Source organism: Treponema vincentii (assembly GCF_018336815.1).
In the GTDB taxonomy this organism is placed as follows: Bacteria; Spirochaetota; Spirochaetia; order Treponematales; family Treponemataceae; genus Treponema.
The window spans coordinates 1,853,071-1,865,342 of sequence record NZ_CP050497.1 but is presented as its reverse complement, the minus strand read 5'-3'; the positions used below and the strand labels follow the sequence as shown (position 1 = coordinate 1,865,342).

The 12,272-nt window shown below is 43.2% G+C and carries 18 protein-coding genes and 1 tRNA gene; 4 read left to right on the top strand and 15 right to left on the bottom strand.

Going from position 1 to position 12,272, the window contains the following annotated elements; all coding sequences use genetic code 11:
* Positions 1–2: 2 nt before the first annotated feature.
* On the top strand, positions 3–290 hold the full coding sequence (locus GWP40_RS08340; protein ID WP_212564954.1) for a hypothetical protein: 288 nt from the start codon (positions 3–5) through the stop codon (positions 288–290).
* A 183-nt stretch (positions 291–473) separates the two neighbouring features.
* Here the strand turns inward: GWP40_RS08340 and GWP40_RS08335 are convergent, their stop codons facing one another.
* Genes GWP40_RS08335 through rpsP form a run of 11 tightly spaced genes read right to left on the bottom strand, consistent with a single transcriptional unit; the run spans position 474 to position 6,044 of the window.
* On the bottom strand, positions 474–875 hold the full coding sequence (locus GWP40_RS08335; RefSeq protein ID WP_212564953.1) for a hypothetical protein: 402 nt from the start codon (positions 873–875) through the stop codon (positions 474–476).
* A complete protein-coding gene (locus GWP40_RS08330) occupies positions 875–1,051 on the bottom strand; it encodes a hypothetical protein (RefSeq protein ID WP_212564952.1) in 177 nt (58 codons plus the stop codon). The genes GWP40_RS08335 and GWP40_RS08330 overlap by 1 nt, the downstream gene beginning before the upstream one ends.
* On the bottom strand, positions 1,048–1,419 hold the full coding sequence (locus GWP40_RS08325; RefSeq protein WP_212564951.1) for a YraN family protein: 372 nt from the start codon (positions 1,417–1,419) through the stop codon (positions 1,048–1,050). The genes GWP40_RS08330 and GWP40_RS08325 overlap by 4 nt, the downstream gene beginning before the upstream one ends.
* The gene (locus GWP40_RS08320; protein WP_212564950.1) at positions 1,419–2,642 is read right to left on the bottom strand and encodes an HD-GYP domain-containing protein; all 1,224 of its coding nucleotides are present in this window, start codon (positions 2,640–2,642) and stop codon (positions 1,419–1,421) included. The genes GWP40_RS08325 and GWP40_RS08320 overlap by 1 nt, the downstream gene beginning before the upstream one ends.
* Positions 2,635–2,901, bottom strand: coding sequence for an EscU/YscU/HrcU family type III secretion system export apparatus switch protein (locus GWP40_RS08315; protein WP_212564949.1), 267 nt, complete (start codon positions 2,899–2,901; stop codon positions 2,635–2,637). The genes GWP40_RS08320 and GWP40_RS08315 overlap by 8 nt, the downstream gene beginning before the upstream one ends.
* A gap of 59 nt (positions 2,902–2,960) precedes the next feature.
* The gene (locus tag GWP40_RS08310; protein ID WP_212564948.1) at positions 2,961–3,938 is read right to left on the bottom strand and encodes a hypothetical protein; all 978 of its coding nucleotides are present in this window, start codon (positions 3,936–3,938) and stop codon (positions 2,961–2,963) included.
* Positions 3,939–3,943: 5 nt separating this feature from the next.
* Complete coding sequence (gene rplS / locus GWP40_RS08305) at positions 3,944–4,303, bottom strand: 50S ribosomal protein L19 (protein WP_016523574.1); 360 nt, start codon at positions 4,301–4,303, stop codon at positions 3,944–3,946.
* On the bottom strand, positions 4,281–5,027 hold the full coding sequence (trmD, locus tag GWP40_RS08300) for a tRNA (guanosine(37)-N1)-methyltransferase TrmD (RefSeq protein ID WP_212564947.1): 747 nt from the start codon (positions 5,025–5,027) through the stop codon (positions 4,281–4,283). Before trmD ends, rplS begins: the two co-directional genes overlap by 23 nt.
* Positions 5,024–5,548: a ribosome maturation factor RimM gene (rimM, locus tag GWP40_RS08295; RefSeq protein WP_016523576.1), complete on the bottom strand. Its 525-nt coding sequence runs from the start codon at positions 5,546–5,548 to the stop codon at positions 5,024–5,026. The genes trmD and rimM overlap by 4 nt, the downstream gene beginning before the upstream one ends.
* On the bottom strand, positions 5,548–5,781 hold the full coding sequence (locus GWP40_RS08290) for a KH domain-containing protein (RefSeq protein WP_006188554.1): 234 nt from the start codon (positions 5,779–5,781) through the stop codon (positions 5,548–5,550). Before GWP40_RS08290 ends, rimM begins: the two co-directional genes overlap by 1 nt.
* A 14-nt stretch (positions 5,782–5,795) precedes the next feature.
* Complete coding sequence (gene rpsP / locus GWP40_RS08285) at positions 5,796–6,044, bottom strand: 30S ribosomal protein S16 (protein WP_016523577.1); 249 nt, start codon at positions 6,042–6,044, stop codon at positions 5,796–5,798.
* Between the two features lie 281 nt (positions 6,045–6,325).
* Between rpsP and GWP40_RS08280 the strand changes: the two genes are divergently transcribed.
* On the top strand, positions 6,326–6,838 hold the full coding sequence (locus GWP40_RS08280; protein WP_016523578.1) for a glutaredoxin family protein: 513 nt from the start codon (positions 6,326–6,328) through the stop codon (positions 6,836–6,838).
* Between the two features lie 3 nt (positions 6,839–6,841).
* Entirely contained in the window at positions 6,842–7,612 is a 771-nt protein-coding gene (locus tag GWP40_RS08275; RefSeq protein ID WP_212564946.1) for a radical SAM protein, read from the top strand.
* 102 nt (positions 7,613–7,714) lie between these two features.
* On the opposite strand, the gene GWP40_RS08270 is transcribed toward GWP40_RS08275, so the two are convergent.
* Positions 7,715–7,788 (bottom strand) — tRNA-Ile (locus GWP40_RS08270).
* Positions 7,789–8,299: 511 nt separating this feature from the next.
* The gene (locus tag GWP40_RS08265; RefSeq protein ID WP_230974352.1) at positions 8,300–8,824 is read right to left on the bottom strand and encodes a Crp/Fnr family transcriptional regulator; all 525 of its coding nucleotides are present in this window, start codon (positions 8,822–8,824) and stop codon (positions 8,300–8,302) included.
* Positions 8,825–9,036: 212 nt separating this feature from the next.
* Here GWP40_RS08265 and GWP40_RS08260 point away from each other — a divergent pair, with 212 nt between their 5' ends.
* Positions 9,037–10,332, top strand: coding sequence for an ABC transporter substrate-binding protein (locus GWP40_RS08260; protein ID WP_212564945.1), 1,296 nt, complete (start codon positions 9,037–9,039; stop codon positions 10,330–10,332).
* A 73-nt stretch (positions 10,333–10,405) separates the two neighbouring features.
* Here the strand turns inward: GWP40_RS08260 and GWP40_RS08255 are convergent, their stop codons facing one another.
* Both GWP40_RS08255 and GWP40_RS08250 read right to left on the bottom strand, forming a co-directional pair.
* Entirely contained in the window at positions 10,406–11,272 is an 867-nt protein-coding gene (locus GWP40_RS08255) for a carbohydrate ABC transporter permease (protein ID WP_212564944.1), read from the bottom strand.
* Between the two features lie 13 nt (positions 11,273–11,285).
* Positions 11,286–12,212, bottom strand: coding sequence for an ABC transporter permease (locus tag GWP40_RS08250; RefSeq protein WP_230974351.1), 927 nt, complete (start codon positions 12,210–12,212; stop codon positions 11,286–11,288).
* Between the last annotated feature and the right edge of the window lie 60 nt (positions 12,213–12,272).

The following is a 12,272-nucleotide window of genomic DNA, read 5'->3' as shown; positions in this document are numbered from 1 at the left end:
TTATGGGATATGTATATGTAAAAGATTCGGAAGGTTATGTTTTTAAGAAATTGGAATCAGAACTTTCTCCCGATGAAAAAATTATTTCTGAAAAGGAATATTTAAAGAAATCCGGTCTTGCAAATTATGCAAAAGAGTTTGGACATGGCGGAGCAAGGGAAAATGCCGGTCGAAAACAAAAATTCGGATCGCCTTTAAAATTTCAAATTCGGGTAACACAGGAAGAAAAAGAGTTTATTTCTTTTGCAAGAGAAAATCATTTGAATTATTCAGCTTTAATGCAGAAGTAATATCACATAACACCGTTTTCAAAGCCGACAAGCTGCGTTGCGGTTTAAAACTATGATAAGTTTAACCTGTTAATCTGGTCAAGTCAAGGAAAAGAATTATGCGATACCCCTTGCAATTTATACGCGATGCCTTTTGCAAATAGGCTGTCCGGAAGTGTGCTTAGGATATACGCTGATGGCTGCTCAATCGATTAAGCTGAAACGGTCGGCAATGGTGCCTCGCCATTCTGCGCGTTGATTTTTATCTTCCCACTCGATGATTCTTACAATCGTGAACTCTTTCATCGTTACCATTGAAGCATATTTGATAACGGCAAATCTTCCTTGTCCGATATAAGAAATCGCTTCATTTTCCTGTAAGGTTTCATTTTGCCTTAAAAAATTCAATACACAATCGAAATGCACAGGCTTGCCGTCTGTTTTATCCGCTAATGCAGCGCTTAAATCTTTGATGGGTTTCCCGCATCGTGCACAGATAAAAAGTTCTGTAGGTTCATTATGATTTGAGCCGGTATACGGTTTATTGTCTGTTGCGGCAGTTTCGGTATAATGATTATCTCTTCTGTGTCCCCGCCTATTACTCATTATTCATCATCCTTCATGTACATCATCTGTTCGGTCAATATCGATGCTAATCGATATATTGCAGCTTGAATATACGCCTCATCCTTGAGTTTTGTTTCCATTTCGCGAAAGTCGGATTCGGTAAAGTATTTGCGGGGGGTATACCGCTCTTTTTTTGGAAACACGCCAACATTCATACATAATCCTCAAAAGCATTCTCTAAATGCAAAGGCTCGAGTCCTTCCGTTGTTCGCGGGTCAAACGGCAACACAAGAACATCAAAACGTATATGCATCTTGTTATATTTTCGATGAGTTAAGAGAAAATATTTAGCGGTTTTACAAATCCTTTCCTGTTTTCTATTTCCGACAATAATATCCAAGTCTGCAAGCGATGTGTGAGGCAATGTCTTCACTTCAAAGAAAACAAGTCTTTCACCTTTTTCCGCTATGATGTCAATTTCGCCGGTTCTTGTACGCCAGTTTCGGGCAATGATGGAATATCCTTGCTGTTCAAGCCATTTTGCTGCATAAGATTCTCCTGCCGGGCCAAGCCGTTCTTCCATCACTTTTTTTGCTGATACTGTAGCGGGTCAATAGCCTTGACAATAAAAGTATTTTTGTATTCCTTCAGATCAATAAGTTTACCCTTATTATTGGGATAAAGATGTCCGGTTTCATCAATGATTACTCTAATCGACGGACGCAACGGCGCTTCGGGAGCTGTACCCACAACACGGGCGATGGATGTGTCGTTCATCAACACTATTGAACCGATGGGATATACACCGATACTTTGAATCATAGCTTTGATAACTTCGTAATCAAAACGGCGTCCCTTATCCGCAAGTAAGGTTTTCATCGCATCATAACCGAGCAGTGCACTACGATACGCCTTTTGTGCGGTCATCGCCACAAAGGCATCTACAACAGCGATGATACGGGCGCCTATTTCGATGGATTCTTTATCAAGTCCGTTCGGATATCCTTTGCCGTCCCATCGTTCGTGGTGCTGCAAAACAAGCATCGCGACCCGTTCGGTATACATAAATTCCGATAATACGGCTTTATATCCATAGACGGTATGAGCCGCAACGGTCTGCATTTCAGTATCTGAAAGCGCAGTCTTCTTGTTTAAAATGGCATCGGGAATTCTTAGCATCCCACAATCGTGTAGTAGGGAAGCGAGCACTATGTCATCAATATAATCTTCCGGAAGATTCATGAATTTTGCGATGGTTTCAGCTAAAATAGCGGTATCCACGAGGGCTTTTGCCATCTCTCGTTCAGGAATTTGGGCTGATAAGATGAATGAAATAGCGAGCGGTCTATTGGCGGCGAGCAAATTACGGAGTCTCAGGGCAATTCCATCTATGGGGCGGGGTGATATTGGTTTTCTTTTTTTTACCTCGGTTAAAAAGATATCCAGTGTTAGGATAATCGCCAAATATTCGGTATACAGTTCGCTGTGCGTTAAAATATCCGGAAGCTGTAAAATAGTATTTTCTTCCGCTGTTTTCTTTTGAGTGTTTTTGTTAGCTGTTTTAGCGGTAGGAGCTTCCCCTTTGTCGGGTAGTGCATCTAATTTTTCATCTAATTCCGCTCTTTTTTTTATGCTTTTACCGGCTGTCATAACAAAAGGTACTTTCCATTGCTTTAATACCGATAGTTCACGTTCAGAAACCGGATACCCTTTGCCCAGAACTCTATTTTTACCGTCGTCAAAGAACAGCGGTTCTGAAAACAGCATACCTTCTTTTAAATCTTCTACCTTAATTCGCCTAAGCACCGATTATCCCATCCTTTTTTTGAAGAAATGCAAAAAGAGCGGCAACCGCTTGATACGTTTCTTCGGGAATGCAAGAGCCTATTTCGGCTTCAACCAACACTTCCGCTAACAGAGGGTTATTGATGAGGGGAATATGACATTTATCGGCAATTTCCCGTATCTTTTGCGCAACTGTACCGCGTCCTGAGGCGGTAATCAGCGGAACACTCTCCCCAAATGTATATGACAATGCCACCGAACAGTCCCGTGCTCTGCTCATATTATCGTTTTTTATCTTCACGGTAATATAAAAAAGTCATACCTCACTCCACGTCTATACTACACGGATATATCAATTGATGCAAGGGTATGATTCTCTTCTCTATTATTATCGGCATAATGTACGGTATATGACGTAACTCCTGCGGATTCCAGACAAGTTTGTAGCAATGCCGTGAGTTTTTCCTGTTTTTGTAGTGAAAGTTCGTCTTGCCCTCGATAGGAAAAAAGACATTGGTGATCCTTGAGCGTAAACGTCCAAGATTCCTGCTTTTTTTCACTTCGCACCCGCAGACAGCATTCACGGCACACCGTATCCTGCAGGTCAAGCAAAAATGCTGCCGAACCTTTCCAGAGTGTGTTGAGCTGTTTTTCAAACGGGAATACTACCCAGTGGTTTTTGCCTGTTTTTACATGATTGAGGAAACGAAAGAGGTCTTGGTCGTCCCATTCTTCGACAGCGGTTCTTCCCTGCTTATCGGAAAGGCCGAAAAGCGCTGTGAGGCATTGTGCAATCAGCTGTGGCGAAGGTTCAATGCCGCGGGAGTAGAGGAGCGCTGCGGCAAAAGCAGCTTTTTTCTCGTGCGGGGCAAACGCAGAGAGCGAAGAAAGGATTTTTAAAAGTGGGCGGGATTGAAGCGGCTGTTCGGCTTGACGGAAAAAGGCGATCAATGCCGCCGTAAGGTCGGACTGCGGTATGGCGAGCTGGGTAAATACATCGCCATGCGGCAGCGGTTGCGGTACATATTTTGGGTACGGTGTTAGTACCACCGTGTTCTCGGCAATATGAACACGCATCAATAAAAAAGCTCCTTCTCGAATATCCTGAGAAAGAGCTTTTGTCTGTGCTTGCAATACGATCCCCTTGACGGCAATCCGTATCGTATTGTTTTTAAGGATTGACAGCACCCGAACCGTTACCGGTTCATTCTCGGAAAAACCGGCAGCAGTATTCCCGTGTAAAAGAACGGTCTTATTAAGCGCAGTGTTCCAGCTTAACGGAATAATAAGCGCCGACCGTTCCGCTACGGTTTGCATATCCGCTAGTTCTTTTTCTGCAGCAGTGTCTTAATCTTTGCTGCCTTACCGATCTTCTCGCGGATGTAGTACAGCTTGGCACGGCGTACCTTACCGGCATGCACAACTTCCACCTTTGCAATACGCGGTGAGTGAAGCGGGAATACGCGCTCGACACCAACGCCGTAAGAGTTCTTTCTTACGGTGAATGTCCGACCGATACCGGCATTTTTAAAGCACAGCACCAAGCCTTCATATATCTGAATACGTTCGGTTTTTCCTTCAATAATCTTGAAGTGTACCTTTACGGTATCGCCTACTTTAAAAGAAGGTTTTTCGACAATCTTTTGTTTTTCTTCAATCTTACGAATTAAATTCTCTGCCATTTGTTATCTCCTGTAAAATAAGTTCCGCTTCTTTTGTCCATTCAGGCAAACTACGGATTGCTGTCAGCAAGTCGGGACGCATGGCAAGCGTCTTTCTAATCCGCTGTTCAAGCCGCCATTTACGAATGTGCTCGTGGTGGCCGGACAGAAGCACTTCAGGAACAGCCCTGTCCCTGAATATCTGCGGCCGTGTGTACTGGGGGTATTCCAACAAACCGTCGGAAAAGCTCTCCTCTTCAAGGGATTCGCGGGAAATAACGCCGTCGATCAAGCGGTACACCGCGTCTATTATTACGAGTGCAGCAAGTTCACCTGAGGACATAACGTAGTCGCCGAGCGAAATTTCATCGTCAACGTATTCGTCGATGATTCGCTGATCAATTCCTTCGTAGCGGCCGCAGATAAACACGAGCTCTTGTTCTCGCGCAAGCTCCGCTGCACGTGATTGCGTCAAGGGTTTACCGGAAGGGGTTACATAGATAACCCGTTTTTCGGCAGCCTGTACGGAATCGAGCGCGAGCGAAAGCGGCTGCGGCAATAGGAGCATTCCAGCTCCGCCGCCGTAGGTTAGATCATCACAGGTTCGATGCTTGTCGTAAGCAAAGTCGCGGATATTCACCAGATTGTAGGTAATAAGCCCCCGCTCAACCGCCTTCGCCATGATCGACGATTCGAAAAAGGCGGCGGGTATTTCGGGAAACAAGGTCAGCACATTGAATCTCATTCGAGAATCCAGCGGTGCATAAGCTCAACCTGCTTTGCCGCTATGTTTATCTTCCCAATAAATTGAGAGCGAAACGGAACATACACGGTTCTGCCTGTTGCAGCCTCGGAGACTTCCAATAACAATCCGCCTCCGCCTTCCACTACATCTGCAATTGTACCCACAGAATTTCCTTTGTACACAAGGTCAGAATTACAAAGATCATTGATATAAAACTCGCCGCGTTCAAGCGGGCAAGCCATATCCCGAGGAACCAATATATCCGCGCCGTGCAGCTTCTTTGCCGCCTCAGGCGAATCGATACCTCGTAGTTTTAATAATGCATCCGCATTACGGATAACACACTCTTCAACCTGATAGAAGATTTCGGGATGCTGTGTTTCCGTCCCTTTGGATGGAAGTTGCAGCTTTATCTCTTTTAAGTTTAGAAAATGTTCATACTCGCCCGAACAGCTTTCAATTTTAATGAAGCCTTCGAGACCGAATGTACCCCGAACTCTACCGGTTATGAGCCAGTCCATTAATCAAGAATTTCCAGTAAATAACGGGTTCCGCTCCGACCGGCTGATGCCATAAGCAACGTCCGAATTGCCTGTGCAACCCTTCCGAATTTTCCGATTACCTTTCCTACATCACCGCTTGCAACACGCAATTCCAGCACAATACCGCGGTCGGTCTCTTTTTCCGATACGGAAACGGCGCTGGGATCATCGACAAGCGACTTTGCAATGTACTCGACTAAATCACGTTCCATGCTCGATAGCCGACCTATAATGTGAATTGTTTTTTGTTGAGTAAGTGACGAACCGTATCGGTCGGCTGAGCGCCTTTATTAAGCCAACCGCGTACCTTATCGGCATCAAAAGCAATCTGCTGATCTTCGGCTTCAATAGGATGGTAGATGCCTACCTCGTCGATGGTTTTACCGTCACGGGGTTCACGAACATCCTGTACTACGATACGGTAATACGGACGCTTTTTACTCCCGAACTTCTTGAGTCTGATTTTTACGCTCACGTTAATCCTCCCGGAAATTAATCAATATAGTAGGAACTACTAAAAGAGCAGCTTTTAGGAATGTTCCTGCAAGAATAAAATACAGGCTATAATACATAAAAACCGATACTTGGTCAACCATAGGACATCGAGTTTTACGGCAAAGAGGGAGTTTGTTTGACTACTTGACATACACTATATATGGGGGTATTGTAATAAACATAAGCGTAATTAACACTATATAGATAAACTTATATAGTGTGATGTTAAACATAACTCTATAAAAAGGCGGGTAAAGCACCATGAGAACAAGAGAAGCAATCGATGCTGATATTGCAGCTGCACAGTCCGAACTGCAAAACGTACACGGTTCCACAACGGAAGTATATGCACGCATAGTCGGTTATTACCGTTCCGTCCGTAACTGGAATAAGGGCAAGCGTGAAGAGTTTTCAGAACGGAAAATGTTTGAACACGAAAATCCCAAAACGCCCCTCTATGCAGGGCAAAGTACCGTAGTGGATACGGGAACGACATCAATTCAATATCCTGCCTTTTTTGAGGTATATACGCGAAAGACATGTCCTAATTGCCCCCCTGTTAAAGATTACTGCAATAATCTCGGTATTGACATCCATTATATCGATGCCGACACCGAAGAGGGTATTAAAGCTGCTGCCAAGCACGGCGTTCGTTCCTGTCCTACCGTTATCATGTATAATGAATCGGAAAAAGAGCTTTCTCGTGCATATTCGGTTGCCGATCTTAAAGCGTATCACTTAACTCCATATACGGCTGAAGCGGTTATCGCGTAAGCTATGAATGTCGGTCTGCAGAAAACCACACTTGTCAACTATCCGCGCAAGGTTGCTGCTGCGGTTTTTCTGCCCGGCTGTAACTTGCGCTGCCCGTATTGCTATAACGGTGAGTTGGTATGTGCATCCGTTTTGGAAGGGCCTGCCGGTAAGTCATTGCAGGGCGGTACGAATGACTACGTACCGATCGAAGCGGTCTATGAGCATATCGAAAAGCGGAAGTCGGTATTGCGCGGACTCGTTATTTCAGGTGGAGAAGCGCTGTTGTCTCCGATTTTACCGGAGCTTATTCTACGGGCACGAAAAGCCGGTCTTGCCGTTAAACTTGATACAAACGGTCTATTGCCGGATAGGATGTATTCGCTATTGCACGACGAAGCGCTCTGTCCGGATATGATAGCCGTCGATATAAAGACCGCTCCCTCCCGTTATCATGAACTTAAATTTTGTTGTCCGGCAGGGACTGAGCCTGCGGCTGAACAGCCTGAAGCTGCGCTTAAACGGACGCTGATGATTTTGCAGGAAAAGCAAAGATTTTGCCGATCGGTAGAAATCGAGTACAGAACAGTTCTTGTACCGCCGCTTGTAGCCGCCGAGGAGATACGCGCTATTTCAGCATTACTCCCTTCCGATGCCGCATGGTTTTTTGCTCCTTTTTTACCGGGTAACTGTCTTAATCCCGCATGGAATACAATCCGTCCATATACACAGGCTGAAATGGAGAATCTCATCCGTCTTGCCGGAACAAAGATTCCCAATAGCCAATTACGATAATTGATTTGTCATTCATAAAAATGGATAGAAAATAGTGAGGTCTCTACAGCGCAACGCTGTAGGTTCCGGTGTTTCTTGCAGAAATTGTTATGAGGGAAAAAATGGGCCCAGCTGGACTTGAACCGGCGACCCGCGGATTATGAGTCCGCTGCTCTAACCAACTGAGCTATAGGCCCAAGAAAGCACCATAATAATTTATTTTGCGGCTTTAGTCAAGCAATCGAAAAACGAATATCGAAAAAATTGAATGCCAAAAATCTAAAGTGATAATATTATTTTTTTCTCATAATATCTATTTTCCGGATACTAAAATACCAATCCGGTAACAAATGGTACCGAGTTCTTGCTTTCGTTATGATATAGTCCGCATAGTTCTAAAAATTGGACTTTTAGAGCCGGCTACATGCGGAATTAATGACCTATTCGATAACTGCGTTTTCGAATAGGTCGACGAGTTCTAAATCGCACAAATAGCACCCTAAAATGCAACAGTTGAACAAAGTGTGAACTTTGGAAACTGCTGCATTGATGTGCGGAACGCGCATACGTTAATACGCGATGTTTGCGAAGCAAACTCGATGTGTTTTTCAGCCGCGCTATTTCAGCGACTGAAAATAAACATACGATTTAGAACATCGCATTTCAAGGTAACCTGTTCAGAAACGGAAGTTTCCGAACAGGTTTAATTTATGCAAGATCTTCGAGCCTATCGATATTAATGGTTATGGTATCATTGGAGATAGTGAGCAGTTTATCTTTTTGCATATTCATCAATTCACGGGATAAGGAAGGGCGGGGAACGGCAAGATATTCGGCCATAGCTTCTCGGTTCAGTGTAAGCGTTATTTTAGGCTGACCATGCGCTTGCTGTAACAGATACACGGCTATTTTTTTGCGCAGTGTAAATGATGAAAATATCAGCAGCTTCTGGTTTAAAAAATAAGCTTTATGCGCGAGAATAGACAAAAGATTCTGTACAATTTTTGTTTGTACGGCAGGCAGTGTTGCGGAGGTTGAAAATATATTTGCCGGAATACTGAGAATTTCCGCATCGGCGATTATCCTGCATGAATAATCATACGGGATGGATTGCAAGAAAGCATAGACTTCACCGAAGACTGTTTCCGGTGTTTCAAAGCGGTTCATAATGATTCGTTTACCGTCGATATCATTTTTTTCGATTTGGACAACTCCCGATTTAAGAACGAACAATGCCTTGGGGAGGTCGCCTTCAAAGAAAATGAAACTGTCTTTTTTGATAAACGGCGGTCTTTGCCTTGACGGCGGTCAGATAGGTTTCCAGTTCCTTTGCGGAAATATCTTTGAATAACGGATTCACAGCATCCTTCCTTTGCATAGTATGCGGGTCTTTTTAAGTATCGGTTGTAAATAGTCTACTATATATCTGTTATTGGAGGAAGATTATGAATAATTATTTTATGATGAACGAAACGGTCTTTGACGTTACGGACCGGTACCCCGAAACAATTCGCTATTTGGCAGGGAAGGGATTTACGCCGCTCACCAATCCGGTCATGCGCAAATTGATGGGAAAGAAAATCACACTTGAAAAAGCTTTTTTTTCTAAGAAATTGGATATCGATTTATGCGAGCGGGAACTCGTTGAAATTATCGAACAAGCAGCCTCATCCGGTTTTGCACATATTGATCTGAGTTTAAAGACAAAGAATAATAACCGTGTTGAACCGGATGATGGTAAACAAACGATCAGGATTGAAGGTGTTTTGCCTTGCCCGATACGGATTCCTCTTCTGGAAAGCTTTGAAGCATTTTATTCCGATTATGTCGAAACGCATAAGGAAGAATTGGAAAAGAAAAACTATAAAATCAGATATGATCTAAGATCGGCTAATCTCGGTATTGATTGGATAATCGATCTGGCAAAAACCGGTAAAAAAGAAAACCTGCCGGATGTGCTCCTGTCAGCCGGTTTTGAACTGTTCTTTGACAAAAAGCTGATGGGTTCTTTTATTGAAAACAAGGAATTTCACTGTGCACTTGATACGGTCAATAAAGATTTTTGCAATGACTATATCGATTTGCGGGATGAGAAAAAAAATTACGCCATTATCGGCGTCGTTCCTGCAATTATGATTGTAAATACTGCTTTATTAAACGGCAGAAAGGTACCGGAAACATGGGAGGATATTTTATCTCCCGAATTTGAACATTCCGTCGCTATTCCATTCGGTGATTTGGATTTATTTAATTCGGTTATTCTCAATATCTACGCGCGTTTTGGTGATGAAGGAATTAAGAAATTAGGCAAAGCATGCAGTGCTTATATGCATCCTGCTCAAATGGTCAAAGGCGGTAAAGCCGCGGCTGTGCAGCCTGTGGTCAGCATCAGTCCTTATTTTTTCTCTAAGATGATAGATGAGCGGACTCCTCTTAAAACGGTTTGGCCGGAGGACGGTGCGATTGTCGCTCCTATTTTTATGCTGGTAAAAAAAGATACTGAGGAGTTCACAAAAGATTTTGTATCGTTTTTTCTTTCGGAAAAGACCGGTATAGTTTTTGCGCAAAGCGGTTTCTTCCCATCTACCAATCCGTCCGTCGACAATCGGTTATCAGCCGATAAAAAATTCTCGTGGGTAGGCTGGGATTTTATCTATCAAAATGATATCGGTGTAGTATTGGAAAAAATTAAAGCTGATTTTGAAACCGCTGCCGGCAGCAGCTCCGAAAGCCGCCGATAAAAAAAACGGTGTTGTAGAACTGCCGGTTTTACAACACCGCTTACGAGATATACGTTATTTAACCTTTTACTCTTTAGCCTTTTACCGAGCCGATTGTCAGCCCTTTCACAAAGTATTTTTGCAGGAAGGGGTACAGCAGGATAATCGGCAGCGTCGAAACGATAATGACGGCGGCTTTAATCGAAATACCGATAACCGACATATCTGCGCTGCCGGCTCCATCTCCCATTGTTGCCGTACCGTTGACGATATTGCGCAGAAACAACATAACAGGGAACTGTGAAGACTTTAAGTAGATCAATCCGTTAAACCAATCATTCCAAAAGAATACTGCCGTATATAGACCGATTGCCGCTAAAGCAGGAGTTGAAAGAGGAATGACAATCTGCGTAAAAATCCTGAAGTAGCCGAGTCCGTCTATCAAGGCAGCTTCTTCCAACTCATGCGGAAAGGCTTTAAAAAAGTTGATTAAGATAATCAGGTGGAACTGATTGATGGCAAAGGGAAGCAATATCGCGAATACCGTACCCGTTAAATGCAATGAAGAAATAAGCAGATAGGTGGGGATTAAACCTCCCGAAAAAAACATCGAAAAGACTATTAACTTCATGATGATACCGGTTCCACGTAAAAACTTTTTTGAAAGCGGATATGCAAAGGTCGAGGTAAAACAAAGCGCAATAAGGGTGCCGAAAAAGGTATAGAAAATAGTATTACCGTACGCTTTAAAGAAATTCGGATATGTGAATATTTGCTTATATGCCGCGGTTGTAAACCCCACCGGTAGAAACGATACTTTGTTCTGCATAATAGCGGCAGGGTCGGAGAAAGACAGGGCGATCATATATATAAACGGTACAATGCAGATGAGTACGACAAATGCCATCACAATAAAGAGGATAAGATTAAAAATGCTGAACGAGTTTTGCCTTGATTGCATAGATCACTCCGTGTTAATGGGTACTTTTTAATAGATACTTTCGTCGGTGAGACGTTTGCTTGCAGCGTTTGCAGAGGCGACAAGAACAATGCCGATAACGCCGGTAAATAATCCGATTGCCGTTGCGTACGAATAGTTTTGATTTGCTAAGCCGGTGCGGTATACAAGTGTTGCGATAATATCGCTGACATCCGCATTGTTCGGGGTATACATAAGCAGGATTTTTTTCAAAGCCAAGCGTCAGTAATCTGCCTATTTCCAGAATAAGCATCACCATAATAGTCGGCAAGATAGACGGTATGGTGATATACAGTATTTGCTGTAATTTTCCCGCACCATCGATTTTTGCCGCCTCGTATAATTCTTCGTTAATTCCCGTAATTGCCGCAAGATAGATAATGGCAGTCCAACCCATATACTGCCATGTGTCGGTGAAAATATATAGTACTCTAAAATAAGACGGTTCATTCATAAAATAGATCGGCTGCATATCGAAAGTATTTTTTAACAGAAGATTTAAAATACCGGTACTCGGCGAAAGAATTTCCGCAGCCATTGCAATAACGACAACGGTTGAAATAAAGCGCGGCATATATGAAACCGTTTGTACAAATTTCTTTAAAAAAACGGAACGTATTTCGTTTAAAAGGAGCGCAAAGATAATCGGTATCGGGAAGTTTATGAGTAAATTCATCAGCGATAAAGTCAGCGTATTTCTAAATGCACGCCAAAAGGCAGGGTCTTTAAAGAACATCGTAAAATAGCGCAGCCCAACCCATTCGGTGCCGAATGCGCCGAGCCCCGGACGATATCGCCTGAATGCAAGTACATTACCGAAAATCGGAACATATTTAAATATGATAAAATAAAGTAAGGGCAGCAGAAGCATCGCATAAAGCTGCCAATATTGATGAAAATAGCGTTTTGTTCTTTGATTCATAGTGTTAAAAATAATAAGGCATCTCTAAAAGCTATACCTAAGTTTTCAGAGATGCCCAAT